At 64.6% G+C, this 18,141-nt stretch carries 15 protein-coding genes; 5 read left to right on the forward strand and 10 right to left on the reverse strand.

What is annotated here, in order from left to right:
* Positions 1 to 18: 18 nt before the first annotated feature.
* Together B0I08_RS13650 and B0I08_RS13655 are read right to left on the reverse strand one after the other, a co-directional pair.
* Positions 19 to 2,559, reverse strand: a complete 2,541-nt coding sequence (locus B0I08_RS13650) for a transglycosylase domain-containing protein (protein ID WP_106213760.1) — start codon at positions 2,557 to 2,559, stop codon at positions 19 to 21.
* 123 nt (positions 2,560 to 2,682) lie between these two features.
* Positions 2,683 to 4,038 (reverse strand): serine/threonine-protein kinase, encoded by a 1,356-nt coding sequence (locus B0I08_RS13655; protein ID WP_106213762.1) that lies wholly within the window; start codon positions 4,036 to 4,038, stop codon positions 2,683 to 2,685.
* 136 nt (positions 4,039 to 4,174) lie between these two features.
* On the opposite strand from B0I08_RS13655, the gene B0I08_RS13660 reads away from it, so the two are divergent.
* The 4 genes from B0I08_RS13660 (at position 4,175) to B0I08_RS13675 (ending at position 9,734) form a co-directional block, all read left to right on the forward strand.
* Positions 4,175 to 5,164: a universal stress protein gene (locus B0I08_RS13660; protein WP_106213763.1), complete on the forward strand. Its 990-nt coding sequence runs from the start codon at positions 4,175 to 4,177 to the stop codon at positions 5,162 to 5,164.
* Positions 5,165 to 5,300: 136 nt separating this feature from the next.
* Complete coding sequence (locus tag B0I08_RS13665; RefSeq protein WP_106213765.1) at positions 5,301 to 7,289, forward strand: HNH endonuclease signature motif containing protein; 1,989 nt, start codon at positions 5,301 to 5,303, stop codon at positions 7,287 to 7,289.
* A gap of 71 nt (positions 7,290 to 7,360) precedes the next feature.
* On the forward strand, positions 7,361 to 8,791 hold the full coding sequence (locus tag B0I08_RS13670; protein ID WP_106213767.1) for an APC family permease: 1,431 nt from the start codon (positions 7,361 to 7,363) through the stop codon (positions 8,789 to 8,791).
* A gap of 43 nt (positions 8,792 to 8,834) precedes the next feature.
* Entirely contained in the window at positions 8,835 to 9,734 is a 900-nt protein-coding gene (locus B0I08_RS13675) for an alpha/beta fold hydrolase (RefSeq protein ID WP_106213954.1), read from the forward strand.
* 27 nt (positions 9,735 to 9,761) lie between these two features.
* Here the strand turns inward: B0I08_RS13675 and B0I08_RS13680 are convergent, their stop codons facing one another.
* Genes B0I08_RS13680 through B0I08_RS13690 form a run of 3 tightly spaced genes read right to left on the reverse strand, consistent with a single transcriptional unit; the run spans position 9,762 to position 12,100 of the window.
* Positions 9,762 to 10,130, reverse strand: coding sequence for a VOC family protein (locus B0I08_RS13680; RefSeq protein WP_106213769.1), 369 nt, complete (start codon positions 10,128 to 10,130; stop codon positions 9,762 to 9,764).
* 42 nt (positions 10,131 to 10,172) lie between these two features.
* Positions 10,173 to 10,976, reverse strand: a complete 804-nt coding sequence (locus B0I08_RS13685) for an ABC transporter permease (RefSeq protein WP_425433005.1) — start codon at positions 10,974 to 10,976, stop codon at positions 10,173 to 10,175.
* 26 nt (positions 10,977 to 11,002) lie between these two features.
* Positions 11,003 to 12,100, reverse strand: coding sequence for an ATP-binding cassette domain-containing protein (locus B0I08_RS13690; protein ID WP_106213773.1), 1,098 nt, complete (start codon positions 12,098 to 12,100; stop codon positions 11,003 to 11,005).
* Positions 12,101 to 12,161: 61 nt separating this feature from the next.
* On the opposite strand from B0I08_RS13690, the gene B0I08_RS13695 reads away from it, so the two are divergent.
* Entirely contained in the window at positions 12,162 to 13,127 is a 966-nt protein-coding gene (locus B0I08_RS13695) for a helix-turn-helix transcriptional regulator (RefSeq protein WP_106213775.1), read from the forward strand.
* A 75-nt stretch (positions 13,128 to 13,202) separates the two neighbouring features.
* On the opposite strand, the gene nrdF is transcribed toward B0I08_RS13695, so the two are convergent.
* From nrdF to B0I08_RS13720, 5 genes are all read right to left on the reverse strand, one after another.
* Positions 13,203 to 14,177 carry a class 1b ribonucleoside-diphosphate reductase subunit beta gene (gene nrdF / locus B0I08_RS13700; protein ID WP_106213777.1) on the reverse strand — a complete coding sequence of 325 codons (975 nt, stop codon included), beginning with the start codon at positions 14,175 to 14,177 and terminating at the stop codon, positions 13,203 to 13,205.
* A gap of 136 nt (positions 14,178 to 14,313) precedes the next feature.
* Positions 14,314 to 16,419 carry a class 1b ribonucleoside-diphosphate reductase subunit alpha gene (gene nrdE, locus B0I08_RS13705; protein ID WP_106213779.1) on the reverse strand — a complete coding sequence of 702 codons (2,106 nt, stop codon included), beginning with the start codon at positions 16,417 to 16,419 and terminating at the stop codon, positions 14,314 to 14,316.
* 23 nt (positions 16,420 to 16,442) lie between these two features.
* Positions 16,443 to 16,859, reverse strand: a complete 417-nt coding sequence (gene nrdI, locus B0I08_RS13710; RefSeq protein WP_106213781.1) for a class Ib ribonucleoside-diphosphate reductase assembly flavoprotein NrdI — start codon at positions 16,857 to 16,859, stop codon at positions 16,443 to 16,445.
* 83 nt (positions 16,860 to 16,942) lie between these two features.
* The gene (gene nrdH, locus B0I08_RS13715; protein WP_106213783.1) at positions 16,943 to 17,167 is read right to left on the reverse strand and encodes a glutaredoxin-like protein NrdH; all 225 of its coding nucleotides are present in this window, start codon (positions 17,165 to 17,167) and stop codon (positions 16,943 to 16,945) included.
* A 234-nt stretch (positions 17,168 to 17,401) separates the two neighbouring features.
* On the reverse strand, positions 17,402 to 18,088 hold the full coding sequence (locus B0I08_RS13720; RefSeq protein WP_146134428.1) for a hypothetical protein: 687 nt from the start codon (positions 18,086 to 18,088) through the stop codon (positions 17,402 to 17,404).
* Between the last annotated feature and the right edge of the window lie 53 nt (positions 18,089 to 18,141).

Below are 18,141 nucleotides of genomic sequence, written 5' to 3' on the forward strand. Positions count from 1 at the left end.
AGCTGAGCAGCTGACAAGTCAGCAGCTAGGCGCGCCAATTCCAATCGCGACCGACGAAGACGCCGGGGTCGGGGTTCCCGCCGCGGGCGTTGTACTGATCACCCTGCCCACCCGACCGAGCTGGTCGGCCGGCAGCTGTACGCAGTAGTCTGCCGCGATGTTGGTGAAGCCCTGCGCGGCAAGGGAGCCGCGGGCATCGGCCGCGGAGATCATTCCGTTGCCGACGACGTCGGGCATGGTGCCGCCGGACTGGTTACTCGTGTAGACGGTAACCGCCGAACCCAGGGACACGAGCGAGCCGGCCGCCGGATTCGAGTTGTTGATCGCGCCCAGGGGCAGGGCCGAGTCGACGGGCCCGCCGTCCACCACGGTGAATCCCGTGGCTTCGAGGATTGAGCGTGCATTGTCGAGGGACTCCCCGGTGACGTTGGGCACTGCCTTTCCGGTGCCGTCGAGCAGGGACGCTGCCGGACCGGGGAATGCGCCACCGCGGTACGAGCCGGTGTTGTCGATCACGGTGGCGGTCGGTTTGAAGATCGCGTGCCTGATGACCGAGGCTTGGAGTCCGCCGATGCGCACGCTCCGCAACGGGACCGCGTTGACGATGTTGCCGACCCACACCGCGGTTGCGACGCGGGTGGTCGCGCCGACCATCCAGGTCTGGTTCGAGCTGTCGGTGGTTCCCGTTTTACCGATGTACTGCACGCCGTTGTTGGGGTTCGACGTGCGTCCGGTGCCGTCCGTCATGACTTTCGACATCGCGAAGGCTGCGGTGTTCGCGACATCCGGTTCAAGGGAAGCACGACAATTGGCGATCTGTCCGGGAAGCTGCTCACCGGTCGGCCCGACGACGCGGTCGACGGCGATCGGGTCGCAGAACGTTCCCCCCGAGGCGATACCGGCATAGGCGGCAGCCATCGTGAGCGGGGCGATCTCGTTCGTTCCGAGAACGCTGGACGGGTTCGTCATCAGGGGCTTGCCGTCTGCGCGGTGCACTCCGAGCGACTCTGCGGTGTTTTTGATCTCGCACAGGTCGAGCTTCAGCGCCATCGAAATAAACGCACCGTTCACGGAGCGCTGGGTCGCGGTCGCCGCGGTCATCTGACCACCGAACGAGTCGTCATTCTTGAACGGGTACGGGCCGAACCAGGGGCCGCCGCAGCTGTCCGTGAACGCGGCCGAGGGCACGGTGCGCGGGGATCCGTCGACAACCTCGTTGAGACCGTGGTCGTTCTGCAGCCAGTTGAGCAGGGTGAAGACCTTGTAGGTCGAGCCGGGCTGGAATCCGCTCGATCCGCCGTAGTTCCTGTCCGTGCTGAAATTGACTGCGGTTGCCGACGAGCCGGCGCCGTCCTCCGTGTTGTCGTAGTCCTTGTTCTGGGCCATGACCAGAATGCGGCCGGTGCCTACCTCGACCGAGACGGTCGCGCTGCCGAGCTTGAGCGCCGTCGCGTTTTTGTCCGCGTACTGCCAGCTGATGTCCTGCGCCGGAACCTGCACGCCCAGATCGAGCGAGGTGTAAATCTCGTACCCGCCCCGCTTGAAGTTCTCCGTACGCTCCGTTTCGTCGGCGCCCAGCGCCGGCAGGTCCTCGATGAGGTTGAGCACGTAGTCGCAGAAGAACCGCGCGTGGTCATTGGCCGCGGCGCAGCCCTGCACGGGCTCGGTGATGATGACGGTGGTCGCGTCGAGCGGGGTAGAGACCGCTTCGGTGTACTGCTCCCGCGTGATGCCCTCGTCGTCGAGCATCATGTTGAGGATGAAGTCGCGCCGCACCTGGTTGGCCGGCAGGTTCTCCGGGTAGTCCAGACGGAGCACGCCGGGCGACTGCACGATGGCGATCAGGCTCGCCGCCTGGGCCGGCGTGAGGTTCAGCGCTGTTGTCGCGAAGTAGCGCTTCGCCGCGGCCTCGATGCCGTAGGTGTTGCCGCCGAAGTTTGCGATGTTCAGGTAAGCGAGGAGGATTTCTTCCTTGGTGTACCGCTTCTCCAACGAGATGGCGAGCTTCATCTCCTTCACCTTGCGGTCGAAGCTCGGATCAATCGCCAGCTCGTACGCCTTGTCGCGCTCTTCTTCGGTGTCGAGATTGAGCGCTTCCTGGATGAAGGTGTTCTTCACGTATTGCTGGGTGATCGTGGAGGCACCCTCCTCGATGCCGCCGCCCGCGATGTTCGTGACGGCCGCGCGGGCGATGCCCTGCAGGTCGATTCCGCCGTGCTCGTAGTACCGCTGGTCTTCACCGGAAATCGCGGCGATCTTGGCGAACTCCGACACCTGGTCCCACGCGACCGATTCACGGTTCTGGTCAAACGTGGTCGCGATCTGCACGGGTGCGCCGTCCTGGGTCGCGTAGATGCGGTTCTGTTCGCGCTGGCGGTCGATCTCGATCGATTCCGGGAGGCTGTCGAAGATGCCCGCCGTGCTCTCGACCGTAGCTCCGACCACGGTGATGGCTGGCGTGACGAGGGCGGCGATCAACAGGCCCGCGATCACGGTCAGCGAGAGCGAACCGAGGGCGGCCCCGATCACGCGGATGGCCCGGGGGGAGGAGGCAGACATGACCCCAACCTATAGGAGCGCGCGGTTTACCGCCTAGCGCCGCCCCGCACGGTCGTGTCGGGCCGTGTCTGACCAGTGACTGCGGCCACCGCTCGGGGCCGCAACTCAGGCCAGCGACTCAGGCTACGGGCTCACTTCTTCCATCAGCTCTTCCAGGTGCACCCCAAGGTCGCCGTCGACGCTGGGAAGGCTTGGCGCCTGCGGAGAAGCCAACCCCGACCAGACGACGATGCCAACGGTAACGAGCACCGCAATGAGTACCAGGATCAGCACCCACCGGCGAATGTTGCGTGGCTTCGAGGTGCCCGGGTTTTGGGGCGTGCGGTTTTCAGGCGTGCGGTGGGCGGATGTCGGTCTCGCCGACTTCACGCCGGGCATGACCTCCGTCGCCGAAGTCGGATCCGCCGGCGCGAACGCCATCGTGGGCGCGTCAGGCGCGGCGGGGCTGAGAACGGCGGTCGGTGTGGCGGGGCTGCTAAGAACGGCGGTCGGTGTGGCGAGCTCAGCGGTTGCAGCATCCAGTGGTGCGGTCGCGGCATCGAAAGGCACGGTCGCGGCGCTGCCCAGCGGCGCCGTCGCACCGCTTCCCAGCGGCGCGGTCTCTTCTGGAGCCGCGGACGTTGCCGCTCCCGAGCTGATCTGGCGAGCGACATCCGCCACCTCAAGCGCTGTCGGGCGGGCGTCAGGGTTCATCGCCGTCATGGCGGAGAGAAGGGACTTCCACTCGTAGCCCAGGGATCCGGGGATGTCGGGTCCGCGGATCAGTCTCGCGGTGAGCGACTCGACCATCGTGCCGGTGAAGGCGCGAACACCGGTGAGCGATTCGAGGAGCACCAGACCGAGGGAGTAAATGTCCGACGCGGCACCCGGCGCGGAGCCATTCGCCTGCTCCGGGCTGAGATACGCAGCGGTGCCGATGAGAGTGCCGGGGGTGGTCAGTCTGGTGGAGTCGATGAGGTACGCGATGCCGAAATCGGCCAGCTTCGGCCGGAACTCGCGACCCGTCGACAGCGCGGGACCGAGAAGGATGTTCGCGGGCTTGATGTCTCGGTGGACAACACCCTGCGAGTGCACGGCGTGCAGGGCCTCGCCGATGTCGACGGTCATCAACGCGACTTCTGCGGGGGCGACGGTGGCCTGGGCGATCCGTTGCTGCAGGGTAGGTCCCTCGACGAGCTCCATGACGAGGAACGCGCGCTCGGCTTCGCCCGAGATATCCACATTCGCATCAAACAGGGTGACCAAAGCATGGTGATTCATGGACGCCAGCAGCTGGATTTCGGACGTCTCGCGCCGGAGAGCCCCGGCCTCAGCGTCGTCGGAGGCGAAGAGCTTGAGCGCGACGCTTCGTCCGAGCGACTCGTCCTTCGCGCGATACACCGCTGCCATTCCGCCGCGACCGATCAGGCTCTCGACGCGGTACCGTCCACCGATGAGCGCGCCGGGCGCCGCGCCGCTACCCGCGTGACTGTGTTCCATGGACGATCCTTTGGGGCCGGGGTGTGCACGATAGGAACCACAAACCTACCGCGCCGGGACCTTCGGCCCTGCCGGTTGCCGTGCGACGGGGCGAAATTGGGGTCATGAGTGGCGCCGGCCACAAGGGGAGGCTGAGATGAGCAATCGTCTGGTGGTCGGGGTCAATACCGCATTTTCGCCCGAGGCGACGGAGGTGGGTAGTGCCCATCAGGCACCCGACCTCGACGCGGTGCCGGGCGAAGACGCGCCGACCGACGTCGCCATCGGGGCCATCGAACCGGCGGTTCAGTGGGCCGTCGACTACGCCGCGCCCCACCACGACGAAATCGAGCTCGCGCACGTGCTCGAGGAGACGCGGGCATTCTTACCCAAGGGAATTCGCGGCGAACTGCTCCTTGCTGCCGAGCACCAATTGCGGGACGAGGCGAACCGCATCATGGCGGCGAACCCCTTACTACGCGTGCATTCGACGGTACTCGAGGGTTCACCCGTCGACGAGCTGACCGATCGCGCCGCCGAGGCCGAGCTCCTGGTAATCGGAACTCACTCCCTCAAGCGCTTCAGCAATCTCATCTTCAGTACGCGCGCCGCCCAGATTGTCTCGCGGGCGTCCGTGTCGGTGGTCATCATCCCGGTTGAGCCGCGGGATGTGGGTTCCGGCATTGTGGTGGGCGTGGATGGCTCGCCCGCATCGCTCGCCGCGGTCGAGTTCGCCGCCGCCGAGGCCGACCGGCATGGAGAGTCACTGAGGGTCGTTTTCGCCTGGCGTGTTCCCGCGCCGTGGACGATCGCCACGATCGAGGTCGACTGGCCCGTCGAGCCCGAAGATTCGGATCGGATGCTGCTGGCGGAGTCCGTGGCTGGATTGCCAGAGAAGTACCCCGACCTGCAGGTCACACTGGACATGAACGCTGCCCTGCCCGTGGACGCGCTCATCGGGGCTGCCTTTGGGGCACGGATGTTGGTCGTCGGCACCCACGGGCGAAAGGGGTTTGCGCGATTCTGGCTAGGGTCCGTCAGCCATCAACTAATTCTTGCGATGCCGTGCCCGCTGGCGATCGTGCGGTCGGGCGCAGGCACGGGCACGGGCACAGGTGCAGGTGCCGGTGTCGGTTCGGGTGCCTGAGTAGGTGCGGGTGCCGGTGCCGGTATCGGTTCTAGTGCCTGAGTGGGTGCAGGTTCGGGTGCGGGGTGATGTCAACCCTTGTCCACATGTTCGAATAAAGTTTCGAATGTCGATCCCTTTCTGCGATAATTGAGGTATGAATCGCCCCGCCCCCGACAGCGTCGAAGTGAAGCTCGGAGCCCTGCTGCGTCGCAATGCATTCGACCGTGACGCCGGTGACCGTGACGCCGGTGACGGTGACGCCGGTGACGGTGACGCCGGTGACGCAGGGGCGGGCCAAGCCGCTGCCGAGTTAATCGATCCGGCTGAACCCACCAAGGGTGCCGAGCCGATCGAATCGTTGCTCGCTCTCGCCGTAGCGGAGATGGTGCTACTCGTGCGGCTCCGCCTGCGCGCTCGCGCTGCCGGTGGTTCCTCCTCTTCCTCCTCCTCCTCCTCCTCTGCCGCCGTGGTGCCTGGCGATGAGTTGCTGCCGGGGGAGGAGGCTTTGTCGGAGCCGGAGCCCGTGCTTTCGGAGCCTGTGGTGTCGGAGCCTGTGCTTTCGGAGGCTGCGGTGGGCGAGCCTGCGGTGCGGTCGGATCCGGTGCGTCTTCGGGCATCGGCGGAAGAGTTTCATCTGTCGCAAGACTTCCTCGATGCCGGCCTCGCCGCCGAACGCGCCAGCGCTGCAGCGTTAGGGCTCCGCGCCCGCCAACTCGACGCTGCCCGGCAGCATGCGGAACGTGCGGTGTTTCTGAAGGAGAACCCCACCGACCCCCGCCGCAGCCGCACCAACGGCAGCGGCAGCAGTGGCAGTGGCAGTGGGGGGAAGGCGGGTGATGGCACGACGGCGTTTGCGGGGTGGACGAAGTCCGAGATCGCGTTCCGCGGATTCGCCGCGATGGTCGCCACCCAATTCCACATCACCGAACGCGCCGCCGAAAACCTCATCGCCACCAGCACCACCCTGGTCCACCTGCTCCCCGCGACCTTGGCCGCGTTGGAGGCCGGGGAGATCAGCTACCGCAACGCCGACATCCTCGTCACCCACAGCTACCGGGTCCCCGACGAACACCGCCAAGAGTACGAAACCATCCTGTTGCCGTTCGCCGCGATCATGACTCCCACCCAGTTCGACCGCAAAGCCCGCCGCCTGGCCGACAGCTACCAACCCGACGCCCTGGAACAACGCCACGAGGAAGCCGTCCAGCGCCGTCAGCTGAGCTTGACCCCTCTCGACGACGGAATGGCTGAACTGCGTCTCTACATCGACGCGATCGACGCGACCGCGATCGCCTCGCGCGCGACCGCCATTGCGCAGGGTATGAAACACCCGGCCGATCCCCGCACCCTGAGCCAGCTCCGCGCCGATGCCGCCACCCACCTCCTGCTCACCGGCACCACCCCCACCACCATCGGCACCGGCACCGGGACCTCCGCCGACGGCAGCAGTGCGGGCACGGGTGCTGGTGCGGGTGCGGGTGCGGCGTTCGGTAGCGGGCTGGGTAGCGGGATCGTGGCGCACGTCGCGATCCAGGTCCCGGTCCTGAGCCTGCTCGGCCACGACACCGAACCGGCAACGCTCGAGGGATACGGCCCCATCACGATGGACCGCGCCCGGCAACTGATGGGCACCGCCACCAGCTTCACCCGCATCCTGACCCACCCCGAAACCGGCACCATCCTCACCATCGGCACCACCCGCTACAAAGTACCCGCCGCAATGCGGTTATGGCTCATGACCCGAGACCTGACCTGCCGATTCCCGGGATGTATGACCCCCGCACGCAACTGCGACCTCGACCACACCCTCGACTGGCAATACGGCGGCGCCACCGACGCCACCAACCTCGCCTCACTGTGCCCCGCACACCACGACCTAAAACACCACACCGACTGGAACTACACCCAAGACAAACACGGCGTCTGCACCTGGACATCCCCCACCGGAACCACCCACACCACCACCCCAGAAACCCGACTCCACACCACCCCACCCCAAGCGTCGCCAACAGGATTCACCCCAGGAGAATCCGAACCACCCGACTCCGAACCACCAGACGTCGAACCACCCGATCTCGAACGAACCGACGCAGAACCACCAGATACAGACGACACCGTGGCGCAGGACGAGTTCCCGTTCTAGGTGTCACTGCGTTCAACCCCTTATGAACACCCCACCCCTTTCCGGACACCCTGACCTCCTAGAGTGGCCGCATGACTTCGAGCGGCAATACGGCGTCGCCGGCGCTGTCCCGCAAGCTCGGGCTGCACGACGCGGTATTCATCGGCCTCGGCTCCATGATCGGGGCAGGGGTGTTCGCAGCCTTCACCCCAGCAGCTCAGGCAGCGGGCAACGGGTTGCTCGTCGGACTTGCCGTTGCTGCCGTGGTCGCATTCTGCAACGCAACCTCATCCGCGCAGCTGGCCGCCGTGTACCCGACGTCGGGCGGAACGTACGTGTTCGGCCGCAAGAGGTTGGGTCCGTGGTGGGGATTCCTGGCTGGCTGGGGTTTCGTGGTGGGCAAGACGGCGAGTTGCGCCGCGATGGCTCTCACTTTCGCGGCCTACGCAGCGCCGAGCGGGTGGGAGAAGCCGGTAGCGGTTGCCGCGGTCATCGGCCTGGCCGCGGTCAACTACCGCGGCGTGACGCGTACCGCTCGGCTAACTCGCATCATCGTCGTTGTAGTGCTGCTGACCCTCGCGGTTGTGGTCGCGGCCGGAGTTAGCTCGGGCCATCCCTTCGCAGACGGGTGGCCCGGCGGCACAACAGCGAGCACAACAGCGAGCACAACAGCGAGCACAACAGCGAGCACAACAGCGAGCACAACAGCGAGCACAACAGCGAGCACACCAGCGAGCACGCCAGCGAGCACGCCAGCGAGCACAGGAGCGAACCCACTGACGAACCAACTCGCAGCAGGCGGGTTGTACGGCGTCATGCAGTCCGCGGGGCTGCTGTTCTTCGCATTCGCGGGCTACGCGCGCATCGCGACGATGGGCGAGGAAGTACGGGACCCTGCCCGCACGATTCCCCGCGCCATCACTGTCGCGCTGGCTCTCGCGGTAGTGGTCTACGGAATCATCGCACTCACCCTCCTTGCGACGCTCGGTGCCGAAGGAGTCGCCGCGTCGAACGAACCACTCAGCGACGTGGTCGCGGCGGCGGGCTGGAGCTGGGCTGCTCCAATCGTGCGGGTGGGAGCGGCAGCGGCATCCCTCGGGGCACTCTTGGCGTTGATCGCGGGCATCGGACGAACCACGCTCGCGATGGCGCGAGAGTCCGACCTTCCCCGGTGGCTTGCAGCGGTGCATCCCCGCTTCCACACGCCGCACCACGCCGAGATCGCACTCGCGGCGGCGGTCAGCATCCTCGTGGTCGCTGTGGATGTTCGCGGCGCCATCGGTTTCTCGTCCTTCGGCGTACTCCTGTATTACTTCGTCGCGAACGTCGCGGCGTTCACCCAACCGTCGGACCAGCGGCGGTACCCGAGGGCGTTCCAGCTTTTGGGCGCGGTCGCGTGTGTCGCGCTGGTCGTGACGCTCCCGGTGGGGTCCATTGTCGCCGGCGGTGCGGTATTTGCGGTGGGCGTGGTGGGGCGCCTGATCGCGCGCAGCAGGGTGGCGAGGCCTCCCCACAACCGCTGAATACCCCGCGACAGACAGCACCTTTCTGTCTACGCTGATGTGCATGACTGAATTCGTGACGTCTTCCGCGGGCGACCGTGTCGCCTACGACAAGACCGGCATGGGGCCGGCACTCATCTTCGTCGCTGGCGCAATGCAGCATCGCGCCAGCGATCCGCTCACCACCGCGACCGCTGAGGCCGTCGCCGCCCAGAGCGTGACCGCCATCGTCTACGACCGCCTCGGCAGAGGCGAGAGCCAGGTGGACGACGCCACTCACCAGTCGAGCGACCAGTCGCGCGCCCATTCGAGCGACCATTCGGGCGACGATTCGCGCGACCATTCGAGCGACCATTCGAGCGACCATTCGCTTGACCTTCCGCGAGAGCTCGCGGCGATTACGGCCCTGCTCGAGGTCGCAGGAGGGTCTGCGGTGTTGTGCGGCCATTCGTCCGGGTGCTCCATCGCGCTGGCGGCGGCCGCCACCGGCCTGCCCGTGAACGGGCTTGTGCTCTGGGAGGCGCCGCTCGCTCCCCAGGGAAGTGGCGGACGCGAATGGGCCGAAGAGGTCGAGCGACGGGTTGACGCTGGCGACCTCGAAGGCGCGCTGCTCCACTACATGAAGGACATGCCCCCGGAATGGCTGGAAGGCGCGCGCTCTGCACCATTCTTCCCCGCGCTGGTTGCGCAGGCCCCGAGCCTGCTCGCCGATGCCCAGTCGCTCGCGTGGGCGGAATCGGCGCCGCACGGAGAACTCTTCGCGAGCATCAGGGTGCCCGTCGAGGTCATGTACGGGGAGCAGACCCTTCCGATCATGGAGCAGGCAGCCGAGTCGATCGTGAATGCGATCCCCGGAGCCGTTCAGAAGCGGATGCCGGGGGCTAATCATTCCTGGGAAGCCGAACCCATGGCGCAAGAACTGGCGGCATTCGTGCATGTCAGCGCTGTGAGGCCTTCGGCCTAGCGGGCATCCCCAGCTGCCCGCACGCTCTCAGTCCCGCGGAACCAGCTCTTGAAGGCTCCAGGAGTTGCCATCCGGGTCCGAGAAGTACACGAAGCGGCCCCAGTCCTGCTCGTCGACCTCGCTCGCCTCGATCCCGCGCTCGACGAGGTGCGCGCGGGCTTCGTCCGCGTTTTTGACCACGATTTGGATGCTGTCGAGCGAACCCGGCGCCATCTTGGTGAGGCCCTCGCCGAGGCAGATGGAGCATGCGGACCCCGGCGGAGTGAGCTGAACGAAGCGCAGGGTCTCGCTGACGCGCACGTCCACGTCGTCGTTGAATCCGATTTTCGTATAGAAGTCCTTCGCGCGGTCCACGTCGGTAACGGGAACGGCGAGCAATTCGATCTTCCAGTCCATGATGGTGCTCCTTTGCTTCGTCACTTGCTTCGTCACTTGCTTTTACTTCGACCGTCGAACGGATCGGATGCCGACCGCAAGCCCGACAACCGCAAGAATGATCGCCGCGACGAATCCCCACAGCACCTCGGCGGACGCGAGGTCGCCCGCGAAGAGGGCGCGCTCGGCGGTGACGACGTAGCTCACCGGGTTCACGGCTGCGACCGCGCGCATCCATTCCGGTCCGGTTTCGAGTGGCAGCAGCATCCCCGAGAGGATCATCAGCGGAAAGATCGCCGCCTGCTGCACTCCCCAGAACAACCAGTCGCGACCGTGGCTCGCGAGGGCGAGGGCGTAGCTCAACGCACCAAAACCCATGCCGAAGATGGCGAGAAGGACGAGCCCGATCAGCATTCCGGGCAGGTTCACCGTGAACCCGAACGGAATCGTCGCGACCGCGATCACCCCGGCCTGAACGATAATCGGCGCCATCTCTTTGAGGGAACGGCCGAGGATCAACGAGGAACGCGCAATCGGCGCGACCAGAGTGCGCTCATGCGATCCGGTCTGCATCTCGAACAGCAGGTTGGATCCCGTCGCCGCCGTAGCGAACAGAGCGATCATGACGAGGATGCCGGGAACAAACCAGCTCAGCGTCTCGCCCACCGGCTGCCCGGACGATGACACGAGAAGCGGCCCGTACAGCCCGAGGAATACCAGCGGTTGCAGCAGGCTGAAGATCAGCGAGAACGGGTCGCGCGCCAACGGACGCAGTTCTCGCACGAGGATGTTCCAGGTGTCGCGGGCGGCGTTGGGCGCGCCGGTTGGGGTGGCTGCGCTTGAGGTAGCCACGCTTGAGGTAGTCACGCTTGAGGTAGTGACGCTTGAGGTACTCATACGAGGGACTCGCTTTCGGTTGGGGTGAGCTTGGGTGCGCCCGCACTTCCTGTTCCCGCGCTTTCCTCCCGCAGACTCCGTCCGGTGAGCGAGAGAAACACGTCGTCCAGGGTGGGTTGGCGCAGGGTGGCCGATACCGCCGGCACGCCCGCAGCATCGAGCCCGTGCAGCAGCCGCGGCAGCAGCCGGTCCCCGGACTGCACGGTCACAGAGAGTGCTGTCACAGGGGGTGCAGTTGTGGCTGAACCTGGGTCGGCGGATGTCTCGGCGCCGGTCACCTCGCCGATCACAGTGCGTGCGGCCGTGGCATCCGCTTCGCTGGAAAAGCCAACGGTGATCACGTCACCGGCGAGGGTAGTTTTGAGCGCGTCGGCGGTGTCGTCGGCAATCACGCGGCCGTGGTCCATGACCATCACCCGTTCGGCGAACTGGTCCGCTTCATCGAGGTAGTGAGTGGTGACGAAGATGGTGGTGCCGTGGTCTCGGCGGAGGTCGAGGATGTGCTGCCACAGGTGCGCGCGGCTCTGCGGGTCGAGGCCGGTCGACGGCTCATCGAGGAACAGCACTTCGGGGGAGTGGATGAGCCCGAGGGCGATGTCCAGGCGTCGCTTTTGGCCCCCGCTGAGGCTCATCACCGTGCGCTTCGCGAGGGGTGCGAGTTCGAGGGAGTCGAGCAACTCGGCGGTCCGCTTCGCTGTCGCCGCGCGGGACATGCCGTAGAAAGCGCCCTGGCTCATCATCTCGTCGCGTACGCGCTGGCCGTAGCTGCCGCTGTTGCCCTGGCCGATGTAGCCGATGCGGCGGCGAACGGACGCGGGATCGGCGAGCACGCTATGGCCGCAGATGGTGGCGGTTCCGGAGCTGGGCGTGAGCAGGGTCGTGAGCATCCGCAGGCTCGTCGACTTGCCCGCACCGTTCGGCCCGAGGAACGCGACGAGCTCGCCTCGCCGCACCTCCAGGTCGAGACCGGTCACGGCATCAACGCGCTCGCGTTTGACCTGGAACTGCTTACTGAGGCCTTCGGCGAAGATCACCGTTTCTGTGGGCCGGGTTTCTGTTTGTGTGTCTGTTTGTGTGTTTGTAGGTGGGTTCATGCCGCCACGCTAAGTCTGAAATAGGTCGCTTTCTGTCCTGAAAAAGGAACAAGATTGGGGCATGGCGGAGACCACATCACGCATCCTGGCGCTGCTCAACCTGCTGCAGACCCACCGCCAGTGGACCGGAGCCGAGCTGGCAGAGCGACTCGCGGTGACGGGTCGTACCCTCCGCCGCGACATCGACCGGCTGCGCGAGTTGGGCTACCGCGTAGAAGCCACCCGCGGCGCCGCGGGCGGCTATCGTCTCGAGGCGGGCGCCGAGCTCCCGCCACTGCTGCTCACCGACGACGAGGCGGTGACCATGGCGGTCGGCCTGCGGGTTGCCGCGACGCAGGGCATCGCGGATGGTGAGCAGACCACCCTCAGCGCCCTCGCGAAGTTCGAGCAGGTGCTCCCGACGGCGCTGCGCCAACGAGTCAACGCCCTGTCGGTCGCGGTGCAGTCGCTCACGCCCCGGGGCGAACGGATCTCGGCTGAGCTACTCGGCCAGCTTGCTCTCGCCTGTCGTGACCACGAACGCATCCGGTTCTCCTACGTGGCGGCGGACGGAGTGACGAGCGAACGGGCGGTCGAGCCGCACTCGCTGGTCGCAGCCGGGCGCACCTGGTTTTTTGTGTGCTGGGATCTCCGCCGCGAAGACTGGCGCACCTTCAGGGTCGATCGGATCAGCTCCTTCTTCGGCACCCGGGTGCACTGCGAACCGCGTCAGCTCCCGGTAGCCGACGCCGCCGAATTTGTCGCGGTCGCACTCGCCTCCCTGCACCGCGGGCGGCTGAACGCCGAGGTGGTGATGCGGATGCCGATCGAGCAAATGCGGACGCACTTTGGGCCGTGGGCGACCGGCGCCGAAGCAGTCGACGCCGAGCACACCCGTTGGCCGATCGGCGGTGACTCGGTGGAGGGCATGTTCGGCTCGCTCGCCTGGATTCCGCCCGGCGTCGAGTACGAGCTGCACGGTGATGAGGTGTTCCTGGAGTTCGTGCGGGAGACGGGCAAGCGGCTGCGTGACGCTAGCGAGCGCTAGACAGAAAATGCCCTGGCCCGCTGTGATGAACAGCGCGCTCAGGGCATTTTGTGTGTTGCGTGTGCTGGAACGAGACTAGAAGTCCCAGTCCTCGTCCTCGGTGACAACGGCCTTGCCGATGACGTAGGAGGAACCCGAGCCGGAGAAGAAGTCGTGGTTCTCGTCCGAGTTGGGCGACAGGGCCGACAGGATGGCCGGGTTCACGTCGGTGATGTCCTTCGGGAAGATGGCCTCGTAGCCGAGGTTCATCAGCGCCTTGTTGGCGTTGTAGTGCAGGAACTTCTTGACGTCCTCGGTCAGGCCAACCTCGTCGTAGAGGTCCTGCGTGTACTCGGCCTCGTTGTCGTAGAGCTCGTACAGCAGGCTGTAGGTGTAGTCCTTGAGCTCGTCGCGGCGCTCCTGGGTCTCTTTCTCGAGGCCCTTCTGGAACTTGTAGCCGATGTAGTACCCGTGCACGGCCTCGTCACGGATGATGAGACGGATCAAGTCAGCGGTGTTGGTCAGCTTCGCGTGGCTGGACCAGTACATCGGCAGGTAGAAGCCCGAATAGAAGAGGAACGACTCGAGCAGGGTCGAAGCAACCTTGCGCTTAAGCGGGTCGTCTCCCCGGTAGTAGTTCATGACGATCTCGGCCTTCTTCTGAAGGTTCACGTTCTCCGTCGACCAGCGGAACGCCTCGTCGATGTCCTTCGTGTTGCTCAGGGTGGAGAAGATCGAGGAGTAGCTCTTCGCGTGCACCGACTCCATAAACGCGATGTTGGTGTAGACGGCCTCCTCGTGCGGAGTGATCGCGTCGGGAATAAGCGAAACGGCGCCGACGGTGCCCTGGATCGTGTCGAGCAGGGTGAGCCCGGTGAACACGCGCATGGTGAGCTTCTGCTCGGCGGGAGTCAGGGTGTTCCAGGACTGGATGTCGTTGGACAGCGGGATCTTCTCGGGCAGCCAGAAGTTGTTGACGAGACGGTTCCAGACCTCGACGTCTTTTTCGTCTTCGATCTTGTTCCAGTTGATCGCATCAACGTGGCTGACTAGCTTGAGTTTCTCGGTCATGTCCGGTTCCTGAGGTTGACGCAGCTGTGGAGGCTGCTCGGCTATTGCCGGTGGAGATGGGGTGAGGCGGATGACGCGGGGCACGCGTCATCCGCCATCTAATTATTGTTTTGTGAACTATGAAACAGTGTGTTTCCTACAGCATGCAGCTGACGCAGCCGTCAACCTCGGTTCCTTCGAGGGCCATCTGGCGCAGACGGATGTAGTAGATCGTCTTGATGCCCTTTTTCCAGGCGTAGATCTGGGCGCGGTTGATGTCGCGGGTGGTGGCGGTGTCCTTGAAGAACAGCGTCAGCGACAGGCCCTGGTCGACGTGCTGGGTGGCGGCGGCGTAGGTGTCGATGACCTTCTCGTAGCCGATCTCGTACGCGTCCTGGTAGTACTCCAGGTTGTCGTTGGTCATGAACGGCGCGGGGTAGTAGACGCGGCCGAGCTTGCCTTCCTTGCGGATCTCGATCTTGGAGGCGATCGGGTGGATCGACGAGGTCGAGTTGTTGATGTACGAGATCGAGCCGGTCGGCGGCACGGCCTGGAGGTTCTGGTTGTAGATGCCGTGCTCCATGACGGAGGCCTTCAGCTGGTCCCAGTCAGCCTGCGTCGGGATGTGCACGCCGGAGGTCTCGAAGAGGCCCCGCACCTTGTCGGTGGCCGGAACCCATTCCTGACCCGTGTACTTGTCGAAGAAGGTGCCCGAGGCGTAGGTCGAGTCGGCGAAGCCCTCGAAGGCGATGCCGCGCTCGATCGCGATGCGGTTCGAGGCGCGAATCGCGTGGAACAGCACCGTGTAGAAGTAGATGTTCGTGAAGTCGATGCCCTCTTCTGAACCGTAGAAGATGCGCTCACGAGCGAGGTAGCCGTGCAGGTTCATCTGGCCGAGGCCGATGGCGTGCGACTTGTCGTTGCCGTCTTCGATCGAGCGCACCGAGGCGATGTGGCTCTGGTCGGAGACGGAGGAGAGGCCGCGGATTGCGGTCTCGACCGTGAGGCCGAAGTCGGGGGAGTCCATCGACAGCGCGATGTTCATCGAGCCGAGGTTGCAGCTGATGTCCTTACCGATCTGGTTGTACGAGAGGTCTTCGTTGTACGTGGTCGGGGTGTTGACCTGGAGGATCTCGGAGCAGAGGTTCGACATGTTGATGCGGCCCTTGATGGGGTTCGCAGCGTTGACGGTGTCCTCGAACATGATGTACGGGTAGCCGGACTCGAACTGGATCTCGGCGAGGGTCTGGAAGAACTCGCGGGCCTTGATCTTGGTCTTCTTGATGGCCGGGTTGTCGACCATTTCGCGGTACTTCTCGGTGACCGAGATGTCGGCGAACGGGGTGCCGTACACACGCTCGACGTCGTACGGAGAGAAGAGATACATCCACTCGTCATTCTTCGCGAGTTCGAACGTGATGTCGGGAACAACAACACCCAGCGACAGCGTCTTGATGCGGATCTTCTCGTCGGCATTCTCTCGCTTGGTGTCGAGGAAGCGCATGATGTCGGGGTGGTGAGCCTGCAGGTACACAGCTCCCGCACCCTGGCGGGCACCGAGCTGGTTGGCGTAGCTGAAGGAGTCTTCGAGGAGCTTCATCACGGGGATGATTCCGGAGGACTGGTTCTCGATCTGCTTGATCGGGGCTCCGGACTCACGGATGTTCGACAGCAGCAGTGCTACTCCGCCGCCGCGCTTAGACAGCTGCAGCGAGGAATTGATGCCGCGGGAGATCGACTCCATGTTGTCTTCGATGCGCAGCAGGAAGCAGGAGACGAGCTCGCCGCGCTGTGCCTTGCCCGAGTTCAGGAACGTCGGGGTGGCCGGCTGGAAGCGACCCGCGAGGATCTCCTCGACCAGGTTGGTCGCGAGGGCTTCGTTGCCCGCGGCGAGTCCGAGTGAGGTCATCACAACACGGTCTTCGAAGCGCTCGAGGTAGCGGTTTCCGTCGAAGGTCTTCAGCGTGTAGGAGGTGTAGTACTTGAACGCGCCAAGGAACGACTGGAAGCGGAACTTCTTCGAGTACGCCAGGTCGTTGAGCTTGGTGATGAACTCGAAGGAGTAGCTCTCGATGAGCTCCTTCTCGTAGTACTCCTTCTCGATCAGGTAGTCGAGGCGCTCGCGCAGCGAGTGGAAGAACACCGTGTTCTGGTTGACATGCTGGAGGAAGAACTCGCGCGCCGCCTCGCGATCCTTGTCGAACTGGATCTCTCCACGCTCGCCGTAGAGGTTGAGCATCGCGTTGAGCGAGTGGTAGTCCATCTGGACCTTACCGGGGGTCTCAATTACAGGGAGGTCCAAAAGGTGTCCAATCCTTCGTCGACGGCAAGTACGTCGTCGGGTGTGCCGAATACTTCAAATTTGTAGAGGTGGGGAACTTTGCACTTGGCTGCGACAATGTCGCCCGCAAGGCAGAAGGCCTGTCCGAAGTTGGTGTTGCCTGCGCCGATGACCCCACGGATGAGTGAACGATTGTTCTCGTCGTTCAGAAACCGCTTGACCTGCCGAGGTACGGCATCGTTGTTGAGCCCGCCGCCGTAGGTGGGGAGCACGAGTACGTAGGGAGAATCCGCGCGCAGCGTGTCTTGCCGTATTCCGTCTACATGACCGTGGAGCGGAATGCGGGATGCCGGGCGCCCGAGCTTCTCGATGAAACGGTGAGTATTGCCGGAGGCACTCGAGAAATAGACGAGTTCAGTCATTGTTTGTGCACCCCCACTACCGTCGGTTGAGCTTGTTCGTTACTTGGCTAACTTTCTCAGCCAGCTCGTTACCTAACTATTACTTAGCTAGCGAGGAGGGCGATCTTGTCGGGGCGGAATCCGCTCCAGTGGTCGTCATCGGTGATGACGACGGGGGCCTGCATGTACCCAAGCGACCGAACGGCCTCGAGTGCCTTCTCGTCGACGGAAACGTCGAAGATTTCGTACTCGATGCCCTTTTTGTCGAGCGCGCGGTAGGTCGCCGTGCACTGGACACAGGAGGGCTTGCTGTAGACCGTGATCGCCATGGTGCGAGGTCCTTTCGTGAAGTTAGTGCGGGACGGTGTTGCCGGCCGTGCTGAGACTTCAATACTACATATGGGGTCTGACATTTTCTTGGGCCACTACGTGTAGTAATTACGCCGATGTGATTCTCCACAGGCTGTGGATAGAACTGTCCCCTGTGGATGACTGGAATTGAGCGGGTTGTCCGCAGATCTACTCACAGGGTGCCCCGAAATTGGGGCGTCAAAAATGATTTCTCAGTTTTTGGGGCGGCGTGTCGGGGTCGTGGCGGGGAAATCTCCGAGCTCGGCGCTGTGGGCATCGCGGTACCGCGTGATCCTGCGCCAGTTGCGCAGCGCGAACAGCGAGACGGCCACCAGAACGATGCCACCGACGGCGATCATCACGATCTGGAAAGTCCGGAACTCGCTGTCCTGCCCGAGCAGGTTGCTTGCGCCCAGGAAGAGAGCGCCCAGGAGTGCCAACAGGCCCTGCGCTACCTGAAAAGGCATCGCCACTGACTGGATCGCCGCGAAGCGGGCTGCCAGCCGGCGTTGGTCTGGCGTAAGAGCAACGGCGGGCTGCGCGCTGGGCGGCACGGTGGGCGCCGTCGACGACAGGACTGCTCTGCGCACGGTTTTCGCGAGTGCGGCGTCAGAGCCAAAAATATCTCGATCCCCGCCGGTCACAGGAAAGATTGTTGTCCAGCATGCGACGCTTGCGGCAAAGCAGGCCAAGGTGAGCGCGAGAAATACGCCGCCCACCAGGGAGTGCTTGGCGCCATCCACTAGCCACAGGGCGATCGCCCCGGTCGTACCGACCAGCAGGGCGACGACAAACACCAGAACAACACGTCGGATGAGGCGGCGGATTTCGCGCTGCCCGAGTCCATCGATCATCAGCCCGCGCGAGCCTGTAGGAGGGCGAGTCGAAGGGGAGGTCACCTCCACAGCATCGCGTGGACCGGAAGCCCACACCAGCGGTCGCCCCCGGACTG

Origin of the sequence: Glaciihabitans tibetensis (genome assembly GCF_003003265.1) — a bacterium.
Lineage (GTDB): Bacteria > Actinomycetota > Actinomycetes > Actinomycetales > Microbacteriaceae > Glaciihabitans > Glaciihabitans tibetensis.

Bases quoted from the DNA above. Each gene is read 5' to 3' on its own strand.
- nrdH (WP_106213783.1), bottom strand. From the start codon at position 17,167: ATGGCGATCACGGTCTACAGCAAGCCCTCCTGTGTCCAGTGCACGGCG.
- B0I08_RS13680 (WP_106213769.1), bottom strand. From the start codon at position 10,130: ATGGACTGGAAGATCGAATTGCTCGCCGTTCCCGTTACCGACGTGGAC.
- nrdI (WP_106213781.1), bottom strand. From the start codon at position 16,859: ATGACTGAACTCGTCTATTTCTCGAGTGCCTCCGGCAATACTCACCGT.
- B0I08_RS13670 (WP_106213767.1), top strand. From the start codon at position 7,361: ATGACTTCGAGCGGCAATACGGCGTCGCCGGCGCTGTCCCGCAAGCTC.
- B0I08_RS13660 (WP_106213763.1), top strand. From the start codon at position 4,175: ATGAGCAATCGTCTGGTGGTCGGGGTCAATACCGCATTTTCGCCCGAG.
- B0I08_RS13655 (WP_106213762.1), bottom strand. From the start codon at position 4,038: ATGGAACACAGTCACGCGGGTAGCGGCGCGGCGCCCGGCGCGCTCATC.
- B0I08_RS13665 (WP_106213765.1), top strand. From the start codon at position 5,301: ATGAATCGCCCCGCCCCCGACAGCGTCGAAGTGAAGCTCGGAGCCCTG.
- nrdF (WP_106213777.1), bottom strand. From the start codon at position 14,177: ATGACCGAGAAACTCAAGCTAGTCAGCCACGTTGATGCGATCAACTGG.
- B0I08_RS13675 (WP_106213954.1), top strand. From the start codon at position 8,835: ATGACTGAATTCGTGACGTCTTCCGCGGGCGACCGTGTCGCCTACGAC.
- nrdE (WP_106213779.1), bottom strand. From the start codon at position 16,419: ATGGACTACCACTCGCTCAACGCGATGCTCAACCTCTACGGCGAGCGT.
- B0I08_RS13690 (WP_106213773.1), bottom strand. From the start codon at position 12,100: ATGAACCCACCTACAAACACACAAACAGACACACAAACAGAAACCCGG.
- B0I08_RS13695 (WP_106213775.1), top strand. From the start codon at position 12,162: ATGGCGGAGACCACATCACGCATCCTGGCGCTGCTCAACCTGCTGCAG.
- B0I08_RS13650 (WP_106213760.1), bottom strand. From the start codon at position 2,559: ATGTCTGCCTCCTCCCCCCGGGCCATCCGCGTGATCGGGGCCGCCCTC.